Raw genomic sequence first — 16,644 nt, 5'->3', positions numbered from 1 at the left:
GCATGACCCAGGCACTGGCTGATATGCGCCGTGACTACACACGGGACGGTTTGAGCGAGGCCCAGGCCCCCGACGAACCGTTTGCGTTGTTCCACCAATGGTTTGGCGACGCGGTGAAAACCGAACAGCCGCCGGTGGAGGCCAATGCCATGACCCTGGCGACGGTCGATCAGGACGGTCGCCCGCACTGTCGCATCCTGTTGCTCAAGGGCCTGGATGCACAGGGCTTTACCTTCTTCACCAACTACCAGAGTGCCAAGGGTGAGCAACTTGCGGCGCGGCCGTTTGCGGCCATGACCTTCTTCTGGCCAACCCTGGAACGGCAGGTGCGCATTGAAGGGCGCGTGGTCAAGGTCACGCCTGAAGAGTCGGATGCCTATTATCAGGTGCGCCCCTTGGGCAGCCGCCTCGGCGCCTGGGCATCCCCGCAGAGCAAGGTCATTCGTGACCGTGAAGAGCTGCAGGACCTGCTCAAGGCGACGCAGCAGCGTTTCAGCGATACTCAACCTGATTGCCCCGAGCATTGGGGTGGGTACCGTTTGCTGCCCGAGCGCATCGAGTTCTGGCAGGGCCGCGCCAGCCGCCTGCATGATCGTCTCAACTACCGCTTGCAAGGTGCTCAGTGGGTCCGCGAGCGTTTGGCGCCCTGAGCATCACCTTTCGTCATCCCGTGTGAATCATGTCCATTGCGCCGACGTCCCTACTCAGAGACTTCGGCGCTTTTGGTTGTGCGGCTACAATGATCAAGCAGCGGATGGCACCGTTCGGCACCACGGTTAGACTACCGTTGGTCGTCTTTTCTGGTGCTGGCAGTCTGTACTCAGGCTGAATGAAAGCAACTTTCTGCCCGGCTTGCCGTGACAGGCGCCAAGCCACAGCGTTTAATGAATACCTGTCCTTTGGAGTTGATGCTATGCGTAAGTCCGTTTTACTAGTTGCCTGCTTTACCACCCTGTCGTTGCTGCTGGGTGGCTGCGCCTCGAGTCTGACCGGCGACTCGTACTCCCGTGATGAGGCGCGCCGCGTCCAGACCGTGCGCATGGGCACCATCGAATCCCTGCGTCCGGTGAAAATCGAAGGCACCAAGACCCCAATCGGCGGCGCTGCGGGCGCAGTCATCGGCGGCGTTGGCGGCAGCGCCATCGGTGGCGGCCGTGGCAGCATCGTCACTGCGGTGATCGGCGCAGTTGCGGGCGGCCTGCTGGGCTCGGCCACCGAAGAAGGCCTGACCCGTACCCAGGGCGTGGAAATCACCGTGCGCGAAGACGACGGCAGCATGCGCGCCTACGTACAAGCCGTGCAGGAAAATGAAATCTTCCGCATTGGCGACCGCGTACGCATCATGACCGTCGACGGTACCAGCCGCGTTACTCGCTAAGCGTTGAGCTACAGGCGAAGAAAAACCCCCAACCGGGTGACCGGTTGGGGGTTTTGTTTGTAGGAGCGAGCAAGCTCGCTCCTGCAACTGACTGACTTCAAATCATGCAACGACGGCTTTCTTGCGACTCGCCATTGCCGTCACCGCATACCCGATAAAAGCTGCCAGGATCGACCCGGTCAGAATCCCCATGCGGTCTTCACCGGCAAACTCGCTGGCACCCGGCACAAACGCCAGGGAGCCGACAAACAGGCTCATGGTGAAGCCGATACCGCACAGAATAGCCACGCCAAGCACTTGGCCCCAGTTGGCGCCGCTGGGCAGGGAAGCGATGCCGGTCTTGATCGCCAGCCAAGTGAGGCCGAATACACCGATGGTCTTGCCGATCAACAGGCCGGCGGCGATACCCATGGGCACGGAGTGGGTGAAGCTCTCCAGGCTCACGCCGGTGAGGGAAACCCCGGCATTGGCGAACGCGAACAACGGCAGGATGGCGTAGGCCACCCACGGATGCAGGGCGTGTTCCAGCGTCAGCAGCGGTGAAGTTTCAGCGTTCCGCGTGCGCAGTGGAATGCAGAATGCCAGGGTCACGCCGGCCAGCGTGGCGTGCACGCCGCTTTTGAGCACGCACACCCACAGGATCAGGCCGATGATCAGGTAAGGCCCTAGCTTGATCACGCCCAGGCGGTTCATCGCAATCAAGGCAATCAAGCAAGCCCCCGCGCCCGCCAGGGAAGCGCCGGACAAGTCGGCGGAATAGAACAGCGCGATGACGATGATGGCACCGAGGTCATCAATGATCGCCAGGGTCATCAGGAACAGTTTCAGCGACACCGGTACGCGCTTGCCCAGCAGGGCCAGCACGCCCAGGGCGAACGCGATATCCGTGGCCATGGGGATCGCCCAGCCGGCGAGGGCGGCCGGGTTGTCCTTGTTCAGCGCCCAGTAGATCAGCGCCGGCACCACCATGCCGCCGATGGCTGCTGCGCCGGGCAGCACAACCTGGGACGGTTTGGACAGGTGACCATCGAGGAGTTCGCGCTTGACCTCCAGGCCGATCAACAGGAAAAACAGAGCCATCAGGCCGTCGTTGATCCACAGCAGTGCCGGCTTGGCGATTTTCAACGCGCCGACCTGAGCAACCACAGGCGTATCAAGAAACGCGTTGTACAGATGCGACAACGGTGAATTGTTGATGATCAGCGCCAAAGCGGCAGCGGCGATCAATAACAAGCCACTGGCGGCTTCCAGCTGGAAGAAACGGGTGAAAGTGCTACGCAGAGGCAAGGGATGCTCTCCATTCCAGGTTCAATAGGTGGGTACCCTAACCCGTACAGTTAGTTGTTAAAACAAAAGTTATATTCTTATTTGTTATAAGAGATGAGCCGGGTTGCCGATGCGGCTAAGACTAGCAATTGTGTGTCCAATTGAGTCGGTACTGTATCTGTGTGAAGTGTAGGAAACACCTTAAGATCAGGGCTGAAAACTTTAGAGAATTCACCATGAGCGACCACCGTACCTGGGCCCGCGAAGCCATTCGCATCATTGAAGCGGACTTCCAGCGGAGCGCCGACACCCACTTGATCCCGTTGCCGTTGCCCGGGTTGCCCGGCATCGAGTTGTACTTCAAGGACGAGTCCAGCCACCCCACAGGCAGCCTGAAACACCGGCTGGCCCGCTCGCTGTTTTTGTACGCGCTGTGCAATGGCTGGCTCAAGCCGGGCGCCCCGGTGATCGAAGCGTCCAGCGGTTCTACGGCCATCTCTGAAGCTTACTTCGCTCGCCTGTTGGGGTTGCCGTTCATTGCCGTCATGCCGGCCACCACCTCCCAGGAGAAGATCGCCCAGATCGCCTTCTACGGCGGCAAGAGCCATCTGGTCCAGGACCCGACGCAGATCTACGCCGAATCCGAACGCCTGGCCCTGGAAAGTGGCGGGCACTTCATGGACCAGTTCACCTACGCCGAGCGTGCTACCGACTGGCGCGCAAACAACAACATCGCCGAATCGATCTTCCAGCAAATGCGCTTTGAGCAGCACCCCGAGCCCAGCTGGTTGATTTCCAGCCCCGGCACTGGCGGCACCACCGCCACACTGGGCCGTTACGTACGTTATCGCCAGCATTGCACCCGCGTGCTGTGTGCCGATGCCGAGCGCTCGGTGTTCTTCGACTTCTACCAGAGCGGCGACGCCAGCCTGCGCCTGGAGTGTGGTTCGCGAATCGAAGGGATTGGTCGTCCGCGCGTTGAGGCATCGTTTCTGCCGGCGGTGATTGATGCGATGGTCAAGGTGCCAGACGCCTTGTCATTGGCGGCTATGCATTACCTGGCTGGGCGTTTGGGACGACGGGTCGGCGGATCCAGCGGGACCAACCTGATCGGCGCATTGATGGCTGCGCACCAGATGAAAGCGGCAGGAGAGTCAGGCTCGATCGTAGCGATCTTGTGTGATGGTGGTGAGCGTTATGCCACGACCTATTACGATCAGGCGTGGCTGGCGGGGCAGGGGTATGAGTTGGATGGGTTGATTGCAGCGGTAGCGGCGAGTGTAGAGCAAGGCGAGTCGCTGCCGACCAGCATCCTGCGCGCCAATATCTGACCCAACGCAAATCAAAATGTGGGAGGGAGCAAGGCCCCTCCCAAACTTGCATTGCGGTGTGATCAGGCCTCGATGCCGAGCATATCCCGCGCCAGCGCCTCGGCAATCCGAATCCCGTCAACACCCGCCGACAGAATCCCACCGGCATAACCCGCGCCTTCCCCGGCCGGAAACAGGCCTTTGACGTTCAAGCTCTGCATCGATTCGTTGCGGGTAATGCGCAACGGCGACGACGTGCGAGTTTCGATGCCGGTCAACACTGCATCGTGCAGCGAATAGCCTTTGATCTGCTTTTCGAACGCCGGCAAGGCTTCGCGGATGGCTTCGATGGCGAAGTCCGGCAGGGCCAGGGCCAGGTCGCCCAGAGACACACCGGGTTTGTAGGACGGTTCCACGCTGCCGATGGCGGTGGAAGGTTTGCCGGCGATAAAGTCACCCACCAGTTGCGCGGGGGCTTCGTAGTTGCTGCCACCGAGGATGTAGGCGTGGGACTCCAGGCGCTCCTGCAACTCGATGCCGGCCAGCGGGCCGCCCGGGTAATCCACTTCGGGGGTGATGCCGACCACGATGCCGGAGTTGGCGTTGCGTTCGTTACGCGAGTACTGGCTCATGCCGTTTGTCACGACGCGATTGGGTTCTGAGGTCGCGGCTACCACCGTGCCGCCCGGGCACATGCAGAAGCTGTAGACCGAGCGGCCATTCTTGGCGTGGTGCACCAGTTTGTAGTCCGCAGCACCCAGTTTCGGGTGGCCTGCGTATTTGCCCAGGCGTGCGGCGTCGATCAGCGACTGCGGGTGTTCGATACGGAAACCCACCGAGAACGGTTTGGCCTCCATGTACACGCCGCGATCATGGAGCATACGGAAGGTGTCACGGGCGCTGTGGCCCAGGGCAAGAATCACGTGCCTGGAGAGGATCTGCTCGCCGCCGTCGATGACCACGCCGTTCAACTGACCGTCTTCGATCAATACATCGGTGACCCGTTGTTCAAAGCGTACTTCACCGCCCAAGGCGATGATTTGCTCGCGCATGTTCTCCACCACGCCGGTCAGGCGGAAGGTGCCGATATGCGGCTTGCTGACGTAGAGGATCTCTTCCGGTGCGCCGGCCTTGACGAACTCGTGGAGCACTTTGCGGCCGTGGAACTTCGGGTCCTTGATCTGGCTGTACAGCTTGCCGTCGGAGAAGGTCCCGGCACCGCCTTCACCGAACTGCACGTTGGACTCGGGGTTGAGCACGCTTTTGCGCCACAGGCCCCAGGTGTCCTTGGTGCGTTGACGCACTTCCTTGCCGCGTTCGAGGATGATCGGCTTGAAGCCCATCTGCGCCAGCAACAGCCCGGCGAAGATCCCGCAGGGGCCAAAACCCACCACGATTGGCCGTTCAACCAAGCCTGCCGGTGCCTGGCCGACTACCTTGTAGCTCACATCCGGTGCGGGATTGACGTTGCGGTCGTCGGCAAACTTGAGCAGCAGGGCGGCTTCGCCCTTGACGTTCAGATCGACGGTGTAGATGAAGCAAAGCTCCGACGACTTTTTACGGGCGTCGTAGCTGCGTTTGAACAGGGTGAAATCGAGCAGGTCATCACTGGCGATGCCCAGGCGCTGCACGATGGCAGGCCGCAGGTCTTCTTCGGGATGGTCGATGGGCAGCTTGAGTTCAGTGATTCGTAACATGACAGGATCCGGTAGGCGGCGGGCAAGGAGGCCGGCTGTTTTGCAAACCGGCGATTATAAGCCCCAAAGGCGGTTTTCCGTCAGGTTAAAACAGCCCAAGGCAGAATCAGTCGTCCCGAGAGCCGCCAAACGCCGCGCAGCCACGCTGCACCTGGCCGTTAACCCGCAACTCGGCGCTCATGTGTTGCAGGCTGCCGCTCACACTGTCGACGCAGCGCTGGGGCGCTACCCACAGTTCGATGTGCTGGTTATTGGCTTCGGTCATCAGGTTGAAGCGCCCGTCGCCCAGTTGCTCTTCGACGTAGGGTACTGCCAGCGGTGGCTGGCCTTCACGTTCCAGCACCATGCCCTTGGCTGTGACATTCATTGCCCAGGCCGGCTTATGGCCGTTGGCGCGCAGGATCATGCGCTTGAAGTCCGGATCGTTGCAGGCGGAGGTCGAACGCTCTACACGATAGAGCTGTTGCAGGTCGAGCGAACCCTGGGTGCCGCTGGCAACCCCGGAAAACTTGCCGCGCAGGTCGGCAAACAACGCGCCTTGCTGGCCTGCCAGGGACGCGGCTTCCTGCAGGATGCTGGTGCCGCCGGTGTCGTTGACCACATAGTTGCGTTTGTCGCCGCACGGTTGGAACAACAATTTGCCTTCCACTGCGGTCAACTCACCCTGCATACGGGTCAGCCCGGCAGTAGACGGTTTGGCCGGCTCGCTCTCGAACATCTGGCAAGCGGTGAACAGGGGCAGCAGGGCAAACAGTGCAAGAGTACGGGCGGCGCGCATTGATCGGGTCTCCAAAACAAGTGCCGCCACGTTACGCAGCCTCGCGTCGCACCACAAGTGTGTAAACAGCTGGAAACCAATACCTGCGGCAGACGTCTGCCTTTAAGCCTTTACTGATGCAATGCTGGGGGGCGGTATGCAAGGGTTGATGACTTTGCCTGGGAGAGTTGCGATGACAAGTAGATGGAACCTATATGGACTGCTGTTCGTCAGTGTTTCGGTAGTTGCCGATGACGCCGCGAGACTGGAGTATTCGTCGGCTAATGACTTCACCGAGATCTCCCTTGAACTCAAGAGTAGCCACACTCTGGATGCAGATACCGTATCGGTCGGTATCACCTTGAGCGAAGAAGCCACGGCTCGTACCACAGCCATTACCACGCTTACCTACGGCAAACAGATGACGCTTTACATCGACGGCCGCCGTTTATCTACCAGCAACGTTAGAGGGATTATGGGCGGTCAATTCAGGGTCGACGTGCCCAAAGACCTGGCTGCCGAATGGGCAACCCGGTACCTCCAATAAAGGCGGCAGGTACCGAGAATCCCTATGCGGCATATCAGCCTACGATAAAGGTCTGGCCTGTCTGCAAGCCCTCGACACTTTTCGCGTAGGCCAATGCCACCTCCGCAGCGGGTACCGGTTTGTACCCGCGGAAGTACGGGGCATAGCTGCCCATGGCTTCCAGCAGCACTGTCGGGCTCACCGAGTTGATACGCAGGCCCCGCGGCAACTCGATCGCCGCGGCTTTGACGAAGGCATCCAGTGCGCCGTTGACCAGTGCGGCCGAGGCACCGGTACGGATCGGGTCGCGGTTGAGAATGCCGCTGGTGAACGTAAACGAGGCACCGTCATTGGCGTATTCGCGACCGATCAGCAGCAGGTTGACCTGGCCCATCAGTTTGTCACGCAGGCCCAGTTCGAAATCGCTGTCGCTCATCTCGCCCAGTGCCACGAAGTTCACACTGCCTGCCGCGCAGATCAGGGCGTCGAACTTGCCGGTCTGCTCGAACAGCCTGCGTATCGAGGCACTATCACTGATGTCCACCTGGAAGTCGCCGCTGGTACGGCCGATGCTGATCACTTCATGGCGTTGCGCCAGTTCTGTCTTGACCGCTGAACCTATGGTGCCGCTGGCACCGATCAATAGGATTTTCATCGCGCTGTTCCTCTGGGCTAATTGAAGGTAGGAGCGAGCGTGCTCGCGAAAAGCTCAGTAGCGCCGCCGTTTAGCCAGGCTTACCGAGTAATCGTTGACGATCTTCGCGAACAAGCTCGCTCCTACGGTGATTGAGGGTTCAGTTTAGTGTGGCTTTTCAGTCGAATAAACGCGCTAATAGGCAACCTTTGGTTTTCAAATGGAAACAATCGATGAGCGAAATGGATGACCTGGCAGCCTTTGCCGTGCTGATCGAAGCGGGCAGTTTCACCGTGGCGGCCGAGCAGTTGGGCTGCAGCAAAGGGCAGTTGTCCAAGCGCATCAGCCAGTTGGAAGCGCAGTTCGCCGTGGTGCTGTTGCACCGCACCACGCGCAAGCTCAGCCTCACCGCCGCCGGCGCGGCATTGCTGCCCCAGGCACAAGCGTTGGTAGTACAGGTGGAACGCGCGCGCCAGGCATTGGCGCGGCTCAAGGATGATTTGGCCGGCCCTGTGCGTATGACTGTTCCGGTGTCGCTGGGCGAAACTTTCTTCGATGGCTTGTTGCTGGAGTTCTCCCGGCAATATCCGCAGGTGCAGATCGAACTGGAGCTTAACAACAGCTACCGGGACTTGGCGCGCGATGGCTTTGACCTGGGCGTACGCGCGGGTGCTATCGAAAATGAACGCCTGGTCGCCAAGCCTTTGCTGGCCTGGCACGAGGTGACCTGCGCCAGCCCGGCCTACCTGGAGCAGCATGGCGAACCGCTGACCCCGGCGGACCTGTCGACACACAGCTGTTTGCTCAACAGTCACTACAGCGGTCGTGAGGAGTGGTTGTATCACCAGCAACACGAATTACTGCGCGTACGGGTGAGCGGCACGTTTGCCTCCAACCATTACAACCTGCTGAAAAAAGCCGCCCTGGTGGGGGCCGGAATCGCCCGCCTGCCGTCCTACGTGTTGCCCACGGAGTTGGCCGAGGGGCGATTGCGCTGGATCCTGCGCGACTATCAGACTCGCCGAATGCCGATGTACCTGGTTCACCCTTACCAGGGCGGCCTGCCGAGACGCACCCAGGTGTTGGCCGATTACCTGGTGGATTGGTTCAGGCGCAGCGGCGAGGCGCTGGATCGGCTTTAACGAATACGACGGGCAATCAAGTGGTCGATGGACAGGCAGCCTGGCCCCCTGGCGAGCAACAGCAACAACAGCGCGAGCCAGGTGCCGTGGGTGGGGTAGGCGTCCGGGTAGACGAACAGCTGAATGGTCAAGGTCATGCCGATCAAGGCCAGGGCCGAGAAGCGTGTGGCGAACCCCAGGAGGATCAATACCGGGAAAAAGTGCTCGGCAAAGGTTGCCAGGTACGCGGCCACCTCCGACGACACCAGGGGCAGCTGATATTCGTTGCGAAACAACCAGAGTGTCGAGGCGGCGAGCTTGGGTTCACCGATCTGGAATGTGCCGCTGATGAGATCTACGGCAAAGCCTTCGACCTTGGTCTGCCCGGATTTCCAGAACACCGCGGCAATGGAGAAGCGCGCAATAAAGGCGATCAGGCTGTAGGGGATTTTTTCAAACAGTGCGACGGTGCGCTTTACCAGGCATGGAGCTGAAGTGTTCATGGCGATACCTTTGGTGGCAGATGCAAATGAGTCATGGCGTCGTGGCTGATCAGCAGCGTCAGACACTGGTGCAAGTCGAATTCGGCCGAGGCTTGAAGGGCGTCAGCGATGGCCATTTCCAGTCCCGCGCCTTGATTGAGGCGGTTGATAAACGTCACCGATCCGCTGTCGATGGCGAACACCTTGACCGCCAACCCATGGCGCAGGACCAGCGCGCCTTGGGCGTACCAGGGGTTCAAGGTGGCGATCACCCCGTCGGTCTGATGCGCGGCCCAAACCGATACGATCGCGTAGGGAGATTCCACGGTTGCAAGCGAGGGATGTAGCCGCACACGCAGTTGTCCCAGCGCCTCGGCGCTTTGCAGTTGTTGAAGAACGCTGTGTTGATCAAGCGTCGGGTGATCCGCTGCGTGATAGGCCCGTACCCGCAGGCGCTCCAGCCGAGCGATATCTGCCAGGTAAGGCACGCTTGAGGCCGGTTCGAACCGCTGGATAAACTCAGCCAATGTGCTGCCGTATTCGCTGATCAACGGGCTGGTGGGCGGGTGAGCCTGGACGTACAGGCCGACCATGGCGTGGAAAAACTCATCGCCAACCAGTTGCCGCGTCACCGGATAGGCAGCGACGAGCGCATTGATCAACGCGCTGTGGACGTTATTGCGATACACCGCGAAGCGACTCGCCGGGTCGGCCCCGTTGCTGCTGAACATGCCCTGCGGGCAGGTCGCGCCCGGCGTCAGCAACGCGTGGGCGAAGGCCTGTTGAAGGCTCATCGCGTCACCTGCGACAAATACCATTGGGCCTGCCGCGCTTCGGCCTGCAATACGCTGAACGCCGGCACCTGGTTATCCCGCTCGATCAACGTGGCTACCGGCCCGGTCCGCGCCAGCACGTGCTCGTACAGTTGCCACACGGCGTTATCGATAGGCGCGCCGTGGTCATCGATCAGCAGGCGGTCGCCCAGGCTGTCGGTGTCTTCGGCGAAGCCTGCCAGATGAATCTCGCCCACTGCGTGCAAGGGCAGGGCGTCGATATAGGCCAATGGGTCGCGCTGGTGATTGATACAGGAAACGTAGACGTTGTTGACGTCGAGCAGCAGGCCACAACCGGTCCGGCCGATGACCTCGCTGATAAAGTCGGTTTCGTCCAGGGTTGAGCGCTCGAACTGCAGGTAGGTCGAGGGATTCTCCAGCAGCATCGGCCGCTTGAGCGTGCTTTGCACCTGGTCAACGTGGTCGCACACCCGGCTCAGGGTGGTGGCGTCGTAAGCCAGTGGCAGCAGGTCGTTGAGAAACACCGGGCCGTGGCTGGACCAGGCCAGGTGTTCGGAAAAAGACTGGGGTTGATAGCGCTCGATCAACGTGGCCAAGCGTGCCAGGTGGTCGCGGTCCAGGGCACCTTCGCCGCCGATGGACAGGCCCACGCCGTGCAACGACAGCGGGTACTGCTCGCGGATCAGTCCCAGGTAGTGATGAAACGGGCCGCCGGCCACCATGTAGTTTTCGGCGTGTACTTCGAAAAAACCAATATCGGGGCCGGTCTCAAGCACTTGGGTGAAGTGCTCGGTTTTCAACCCCAGCCCGGCCCGCAAGGGCAGGCCGGGCGCCTGAGCCGGTGAGACCGGGTGAGGGGATGTAGGCGTCATCATCAGTACTCAGGCTGCACGAGGTTTCAGGATTTGGCAGTGAATTCGATTTCCTGGCCGAAGCCGGTCGGTGAGGTGCTGCTTGGGGTCTTTGTGCAGGTCCCGGCGGGGACCAGCTTCCAGGCATTGGCCTGGTCCTTGGTTTTGGACGTGCCGGCGCAAGAGGTGCCGGCACCTGCGGCGCAATCGTTCTTGCCGGCTTCAGCCACGCCGAAGCATTTCTGCATGTCGTCGGCTGCGTGGGCAGTGGTGCTCAGGGCGGACAGGCTCAGGGCCGAACCCAGGGCGAGGACGAGGGTGGCGGCGGACAGTTTGGTGGTCATGGTGTGTCTCCAGCAGTGGTTGAATGCGCAGGCTTGATTGCCTGCATGCACCACTAGAGAGAGGGGGATAGAGTTCGTTACAAGATCAGTAGAAAAAAACTCCAAAGTTACGCCAAGCAAAATGTGGGAGGGGGCTTGCCCCCGATGACAGTGTGTCAGCCACAAGACATATGACTGATACCCCGCTATCGGGGGCAAGCCCCCTCCCACATTTTAGAGCCGGTTGCTGCCTTGAACTGGGTTAGCCGCCGAGGTACGCCTCGCGCACTTTGGGATCGGTCAGCAATTGCTCCCCCGTGCCCTGCATCACCACCCGGCCGTTTTCCAGCACATAGGCGCGGTCGGCGATTTTCAGCGCCTGGTTGGCGTTCTGCTCCACCAAAAACACCGTTACCCCGTCCTTGCGCAGCTGTTCGATGATGTCGAAGATCTGCTGGATGATGATCGGTGCCAGGCCCAGGGAGGGCTCGTCCAGCAGCAATAGCTTGGGCTTGCTCATCAGCGCCCGGCCGATGGCGAGCATTTGCTGCTCGCCGCCCGACATGGTGCCGCCGCGCTGGCTGAAGCGTTCCTTGAGGCGGGGGAACAGGTGCAGCACCTTGTCCATCTGCTCCTGGTAGTCGCCCTTGTCGGTAAAGAACCCGCCCATGGCCAGGTTCTCTTCTACGGTCAGGCGCGAGAACACGCGGCGGCCTTCCGGTACCACGGCAATGCTCTTGCGCATGATTTCGGCGGAGTGCTTGCCCACCAGTTCTTCACCCATGTAGCGGATGCTGCCGCTATAGGCTTGCGGCGAACCGCACAGGGTCATCAGCAAGGTCGATTTGCCGGCACCGTTGGCGCCGATCAGGGTGACGATCTCACCCTGGCGCACTTCGACATTGACGTCGTGCAGGGCCTGGATCTTGCCGTAGAACGTGGAAACGTTTTCGAACTGCAGCATTTTACGCTTCCCCCAAGTAGGCTTTGATCACTTCAGGATTGTCGCGGATCTGCTCCGGCGTCCCGTCGGCCAGCGGCGTGCCCTGGTTGATCACCACGATATGGTCGGAAATGCTCATGACCAGTTTCATGTCGTGTTCGATCAACAGCACCGTGGCGTTGTTTTCCTCGCGCAGCACGCTGATCAGCGCCTTGAGGTCTTCGGTTTCCTTGGGGTTCAGGCCGGCGGCGGGTTCGTCGAGCATCAGAATCCGCGGGCGGGTCATCATGCAACGGGCGATTTCCAGGCGACGCTGCTGGCCGTAGGCGAGGGTGCCTGCCGGGCGGTTGGCAAACTCGGTCAGGTTGACCTTGTCCAGCCAGTACGCCGCGTACTCCATGGCCTCGCGCTCGCTCTTGCGGAACGCCGGGGTCTTGAACAGGCCCGCAAAGAAGTTGGTGTTCAAGTGACGGTGCTGGGCGATCAGCAGGTTCTCGACCGCCGTCATGTCCTTGAACAACCGCACGTTCTGGAAGGTACGCACCACGCCCTTGCGAGCGATCTCGTGACCGGCCAGGCCCTGGATCGGCTGGCCGTCCAGCAGGATGCTGCCGCCGCTCGGCTTGTAGAAGCCGGTGAGGCAGTTGAACACCGTGGTCTTGCCGGCGCCGTTGGGGCCGATCAGCGCTACCACTTGTTTCTCTTTGACGGACAGGGCCACGCCATTGACCGCCAGCAAACCACCGAAGCGCATGCTCAGGTTTTCGACTTTCAGGATCTCGCGGCTCATTTGCGCAGCTCCATGTGTGGACGTTGCATGGGCAGCAGGCCTTGAGGGCGCCAGATCATCATCAGCACCATGAGGGCGCCGAACATCAACATGCGGTACTCACTAAAGTCGCGCATCAGTTCGGGGAGTAGTGTCATTACCACGGCTGCCAGAATGACGCCCAGTTGTGAACCCATCCCGCCCAACACGACAATTGCCAGAATGATCGCCGACTCAAGGAAGGTAAACGACTCTGGTGTAACCAGTCCCTGACGTGCAGCGAAGAAGCTGCCGGCAAAACCGGCAAAGGTCGCCCCGAGGGTGAATGCCGAGAGTTTGATGACTGTCGGGTTCATACCCAACGCCCGACAGGCGATTTCATCTTCACGAAGTGCTTCCCAGGCTCGACCGATCGGCATGCGCAGCAAGCGATTGATCACGAACAACGTCGCCAGCACCAGCAACAGCGCAATCAGATAGAGAAAAACTATCTTGTCAGATCCGCTGTAAACCAACCCGAAGTACTCATGGAACGTCTGCCCGCCATCAGGCGCGGTTTTATCGAGTGGAAGACCGAAAAACGTTGGCTTGGGAATGTTGCTTATGCCGTTTGGACCTCCGGTGAGGTCTGTCAGGTTGCGAAGAAATAGACGAATTATTTCACCGAAGCCCAGCGTTACGATTGCCAGGTAGTCGCCGCGCAGGCGCAACACGGGAAAACCCAGGAGGAAACCGAAGGTTGCGGCCATCATTCCCGCGATTGGGAGGCAGATCCAGAAGCCCCAGCCGAGGTAGTGCGATAGCAGTGCATAGGTGTAAGCACCAACAGCGTAAAAACCTACGTAACCCAGGTCGAGCAAACCCGCAAGCCCTACTACGATGTTCAACCCCAAGCCAAGCATCACATAAATCAGGATCAAGATGCCGATATCCACCGCGCCTCGGGAGCCAAAAAACGGCCATACGAGGGCGGCGGCGACTAGGGCGATGATGATGTAGCGCTGCGTGCGCGGAAGAGTCAGGAATTCGCTTACCTTGGGCGGAACCAACGGACCACGACTGCGCTTGAACAACGCACCCAGCTGGTGGGTCAACAGCACCCGCAAAAACATCAGCACCGAGCACACGGCAATCACGCTCAGCGTGAGCGGTCCAGTGCCATGCACTTCCAGATTGATGCCGACAATGCTCAGCTTGAGGCCGAGTACCGGGAAGGCCACGGCCCACACCAGCAAGGCGCTGAAAAACGCCGATTTAAGATATCTGCTCATACTTTCTCAACCTCCGGACGGCCCAGGATGCCGGTCGGACGGAACAACAACACCAGAACCAACAGGCCGAACGCGACGACGTCCTTGTACTGGTCACCGAAGATATCGGCGCCAAAGGCTTCGGCCACACCCAGCACCAGCCCGCCGAGCATGGCGCCCGGAATACTGCCGATGCCGCCCAATACCGCTGCGGTAAAGGCCTTGAGGCCCACCAGGAAACCGGCGTTGGGGTTGATCACGCCGTATTGCATGCTCAGCAACACGGCCGCCACGGCCGCCAGCGCAGCACCAATGACGAAGGTCAGGGCGATGATGTTATTGGTGTTGATGCCCAGCAGGTTGGCCATCTTGATGTCTTCGGCGCAGGCCCGGCAGGCGCGCCCCAGACGGGAGCGGGAAATGAACAGCGTCAGGCCCAGCATGGCCACCAGGGTGACCACGAAAACCAGAATCTGCATGTACGAAATCAGCACTTCTTGTGCGCCACCTGGGCCGAAGGAGATGCTCCCCGGGATCAGGTTGGGAATGGACTTGTCCTTGGAGTCCTGAGACAGCAGTACGGTGTTCTGCAGGAAAATCGACATGCCGATCGCGGAAATCAGCGGGATCAAACGGTTGCTGCCACGCAAGGGACGGTAGGCAACCCGCTCGATACTGTAACCATAGGCGCTGGTCACGATGATCGATGCCAGGAACGCAGCGGTCATCAACAGCGGCAGGGAGTGGATCCCCATCATGGCCAGCCCGGCAAGGGCGATGAAGGCCACGTAGGAACCAATCATGTACACCTCGCCATGGGCGAAGTTGATCATTCCAATGATGCCGTAAACCATTGTGTAGCCAATGGCTATCAAGGCATAGGTGCTGCCAATGGTCAGGCCATTAACCAGCTGTTGGAAAAAATGATAGATCTCAGGCATTACAGCGCTCCTAAAAACCCGATACGCATTTCACTGGTGGAGTCATTTCCGGCTCGGTGCCCTGTTCTGTGACCAGGTTGCACGAAGCGTTTGCCAGCGAACCGCTGGTGACGGTTTTAAGATTTTCAGGTGAGCCAGCGCCCGGATCGCGGGTGACATGGCCCATAAACCTCGTAAAACAAAGCCCACTGCTTGCACAGTGGGCTTGTTGACCAGTAACGCCTGGCTTACTGAGGGGAAACTTCGGTTTTTGGTTTACCGAAGTGCCATTCGTAGACCACGAACTTGAAGTCCTTCAGGTCGCCCTTGGCGTCGAAGCTCAGATCGCCGGTAGGGGTCTTGAAGGTACCGGCGTGGATGGCCTCGGCCACTTTGGCGGTGTCTTCGCTCTTCGCGGCAGCGATACCGCCGGCGATGACTTCAACCGCCGAGTACGCCGGGAACACGAACGGACCGGTTGGGTCCTGTTTGTTCTTGGCGAACTCTTCAACGATGGCTTTGTTGGCAGGGTCGGTGTCGAAGGATTTCGGCAGGGTCACCAGCAGACCTTCGGAAGCGCCCTGGGCGATTTGCGAGATGGAGTCGTTACCCACGCCCTCTGGGCCCATGAACTTGGCGTTCAGGCCTTTTTCCTTGGCTTGGCGCAGGATCAGGCCCAGCTCAGGGTGGTAGCCGCCGTAGTAGACGAAGTCGACGTTGGCTTGCTTGAGCTTCTGGATGATCGAGGAGAAGTCTTTGTCACCGGCGTTCAGGCCTTCGAAGACGGCAACCTTGGTGCCTTTTTCTTCAAGGGTCTTCTTCACGGCGCTGGCGATACCTTCACCGTATTGCTGCTTGTCGTGCAGGACGGCAACGATTTTCGGTTTCACGTGGTCGGCGATGTAGTTGCCGGCTGCCGGGCCTTGTGCGCTGTCCAGACCAATGGTGCGGAAGATCAGCTTGTAGCCACGGGAGGTGATTTCAGGGCTGGTGGCGGCTGGGGTAATCATGATGACGCCTTCGTCTTCATAGATATCCGACGCTGGCTGAGTGGAGCTGGAGCAGAGGTGACCGACTACGAACTTGACGCCGTCGTTGACCACTTTGTTGGCGACGGCAACGGCTTGTTTGGGATCGCAAGCGTCGTCGTATTCCTTGGCTTCAAGCATTTTGCCATCGACGCCGCCCTTGGCGTTGATGTCCTTGATGGCTTGCTTGGCACCCATGAATTGCATGTCGCCGTATTGCGTTACCGGACCGGTCTTGGGACCGGCGATGCCGATCTTGATGGTGTCGGCTGCGAACGAATGGCCGGCAACCCCAGCCAGGACCATAGCGGCAAACAGTTTGGAAATCTGCTTAGTAGCCTTATTCATAGTGCTCCACTCTTACTGTTGTATTTTTTATAGTTCTAGCGGCCTTGTGAGCTGCAGAACCGGATCAGATATCGCGGATATCCCCCCGGCATTGCCCTGGCAACTGTACCGGTACAGTGTAGAGCGCCGGTTGATCGCTTGAAAAGCTGGCAACGGGGGGCAAAACCCTGGCGTGTCGCTTAAATGAAAGAAAAAGACAGAATTGCGGCGGGCTTACCGCAGCCTTCTAGGCATTCCCTGGCTTTTC

18 protein-coding genes are annotated in these 16,644 nt (G+C 59.8%); 5 read left to right on the top strand and 13 right to left on the bottom strand.

What is annotated here, in order from left to right:
- Positions 1–2 precede the first annotated feature (2 nt).
- Together pdxH and JFT63_RS06080 are read left to right on the top strand one after the other, a co-directional pair.
- Positions 3–650 carry a pyridoxamine 5'-phosphate oxidase gene (gene pdxH / locus JFT63_RS06085; protein WP_057701280.1) on the top strand — a complete coding sequence of 216 codons (648 nt, stop codon included), beginning with the start codon at positions 3–5 and terminating at the stop codon, positions 648–650.
- Positions 651–913: 263 nt separating this feature from the next.
- Positions 914–1,378: a glycine zipper 2TM domain-containing protein gene (locus tag JFT63_RS06080; RefSeq protein ID WP_003189251.1), complete on the top strand. Its 465-nt coding sequence runs from the start codon at positions 914–916 to the stop codon at positions 1,376–1,378.
- A 102-nt stretch (positions 1,379–1,480) separates the two neighbouring features.
- On the opposite strand, the gene nhaA is transcribed toward JFT63_RS06080, so the two are convergent.
- Positions 1,481–2,665, bottom strand: a complete 1,185-nt coding sequence (nhaA, locus tag JFT63_RS06075) for a Na+/H+ antiporter NhaA (protein WP_198706995.1) — start codon at positions 2,663–2,665, stop codon at positions 1,481–1,483.
- A gap of 215 nt (positions 2,666–2,880) precedes the next feature.
- Between nhaA and JFT63_RS06070 the strand changes: the two genes are divergently transcribed.
- Complete coding sequence (locus tag JFT63_RS06070) at positions 2,881–3,975, top strand: PLP-dependent cysteine synthase family protein (RefSeq protein ID WP_198843595.1); 1,095 nt, start codon at positions 2,881–2,883, stop codon at positions 3,973–3,975.
- A gap of 62 nt (positions 3,976–4,037) precedes the next feature.
- Here the strand turns inward: JFT63_RS06070 and JFT63_RS06065 are convergent, their stop codons facing one another.
- Both JFT63_RS06065 and JFT63_RS06060 read right to left on the bottom strand, forming a co-directional pair.
- Positions 4,038–5,651: an NAD(P)/FAD-dependent oxidoreductase gene (locus JFT63_RS06065; protein WP_057701277.1), complete on the bottom strand. Its 1,614-nt coding sequence runs from the start codon at positions 5,649–5,651 to the stop codon at positions 4,038–4,040.
- Between the two features lie 106 nt (positions 5,652–5,757).
- The gene (locus JFT63_RS06060) at positions 5,758–6,429 is read right to left on the bottom strand and encodes a COG3650 family protein (RefSeq protein WP_057701276.1); all 672 of its coding nucleotides are present in this window, start codon (positions 6,427–6,429) and stop codon (positions 5,758–5,760) included.
- 136 nt (positions 6,430–6,565) lie between these two features.
- Here JFT63_RS06060 and JFT63_RS06055 point away from each other — a divergent pair, with 136 nt between their 5' ends.
- Entirely contained in the window at positions 6,566–6,955 is a 390-nt protein-coding gene (locus JFT63_RS06055; RefSeq protein WP_198706996.1) for a hypothetical protein, read from the top strand.
- Between the two features lie 34 nt (positions 6,956–6,989).
- Here JFT63_RS06055 and JFT63_RS06050 read toward each other — a convergent pair whose 3' ends face one another.
- A complete protein-coding gene (locus tag JFT63_RS06050; protein WP_198843594.1) occupies positions 6,990–7,589 on the bottom strand; it encodes a short chain dehydrogenase in 600 nt (199 codons plus the stop codon).
- Positions 7,590–7,801: 212 nt separating this feature from the next.
- On the opposite strand from JFT63_RS06050, the gene JFT63_RS06045 reads away from it, so the two are divergent.
- Positions 7,802–8,710, top strand: a complete 909-nt coding sequence (locus JFT63_RS06045) for a LysR family transcriptional regulator (RefSeq protein ID WP_057701273.1) — start codon at positions 7,802–7,804, stop codon at positions 8,708–8,710.
- On the opposite strand, the gene JFT63_RS06040 is transcribed toward JFT63_RS06045, so the two are convergent.
- The 9 genes from JFT63_RS06040 to JFT63_RS06000 all read right to left on the bottom strand — a co-directional run bounded on the left by JFT63_RS06040 (position 8,707) and on the right by JFT63_RS06000 (position 16,397).
- Positions 8,707–9,192 (bottom strand): DoxX family protein, encoded by a 486-nt coding sequence (locus JFT63_RS06040; protein WP_186562777.1) that lies wholly within the window; start codon positions 9,190–9,192, stop codon positions 8,707–8,709. The two genes, JFT63_RS06045 and JFT63_RS06040, sit on opposite strands and share 4 nt — an antisense overlap.
- Complete coding sequence (locus JFT63_RS06035; protein ID WP_198843593.1) at positions 9,189–9,965, bottom strand: HvfC/BufC N-terminal domain-containing protein; 777 nt, start codon at positions 9,963–9,965, stop codon at positions 9,189–9,191. Before JFT63_RS06035 ends, JFT63_RS06040 begins: the two co-directional genes overlap by 4 nt.
- On the bottom strand, positions 9,962–10,840 hold the full coding sequence (gene bufB, locus JFT63_RS06030) for an MNIO family bufferin maturase (RefSeq protein WP_186562774.1): 879 nt from the start codon (positions 10,838–10,840) through the stop codon (positions 9,962–9,964). The genes JFT63_RS06035 and bufB overlap by 4 nt, the downstream gene beginning before the upstream one ends.
- Positions 10,841–10,863: 23 nt before the next feature.
- Positions 10,864–11,160: a BufA1 family periplasmic bufferin-type metallophore gene (locus tag JFT63_RS06025; RefSeq protein ID WP_198843592.1), complete on the bottom strand. Its 297-nt coding sequence runs from the start codon at positions 11,158–11,160 to the stop codon at positions 10,864–10,866.
- A gap of 241 nt (positions 11,161–11,401) precedes the next feature.
- Complete coding sequence (locus JFT63_RS06020) at positions 11,402–12,103, bottom strand: ABC transporter ATP-binding protein (protein WP_057701268.1); 702 nt, start codon at positions 12,101–12,103, stop codon at positions 11,402–11,404.
- A gap of 1 nt (position 12,104) precedes the next feature.
- Positions 12,105–12,872, bottom strand: a complete 768-nt coding sequence (gene livG / locus JFT63_RS06015) for a high-affinity branched-chain amino acid ABC transporter ATP-binding protein LivG (protein ID WP_057701267.1) — start codon at positions 12,870–12,872, stop codon at positions 12,105–12,107.
- A complete protein-coding gene (locus JFT63_RS06010; protein ID WP_057701266.1) occupies positions 12,869–14,122 on the bottom strand; it encodes a high-affinity branched-chain amino acid ABC transporter permease LivM in 1,254 nt (417 codons plus the stop codon). Before JFT63_RS06010 ends, livG begins: the two co-directional genes overlap by 4 nt.
- Complete coding sequence (gene livH / locus JFT63_RS06005) at positions 14,119–15,042, bottom strand: high-affinity branched-chain amino acid ABC transporter permease LivH (RefSeq protein ID WP_003193535.1); 924 nt, start codon at positions 15,040–15,042, stop codon at positions 14,119–14,121. The genes JFT63_RS06010 and livH overlap by 4 nt, the downstream gene beginning before the upstream one ends.
- 227 nt (positions 15,043–15,269) lie before the next feature.
- Positions 15,270–16,397, bottom strand: coding sequence for a branched-chain amino acid ABC transporter substrate-binding protein (locus JFT63_RS06000; RefSeq protein WP_003193533.1), 1,128 nt, complete (start codon positions 16,395–16,397; stop codon positions 15,270–15,272).
- Between the last annotated feature and the right edge of the window lie 247 nt (positions 16,398–16,644).

The organism is Pseudomonas sp. MF7453, assembly GCF_016405455.1.
Taxonomy (GTDB): Bacteria; Pseudomonadota; Gammaproteobacteria; order Pseudomonadales; family Pseudomonadaceae; genus Aquipseudomonas; species Aquipseudomonas paralactis.
The sequence above is the reverse complement of the archived record's forward strand: the minus strand, read 5'-3'. Positions and strand labels throughout refer to the sequence as shown.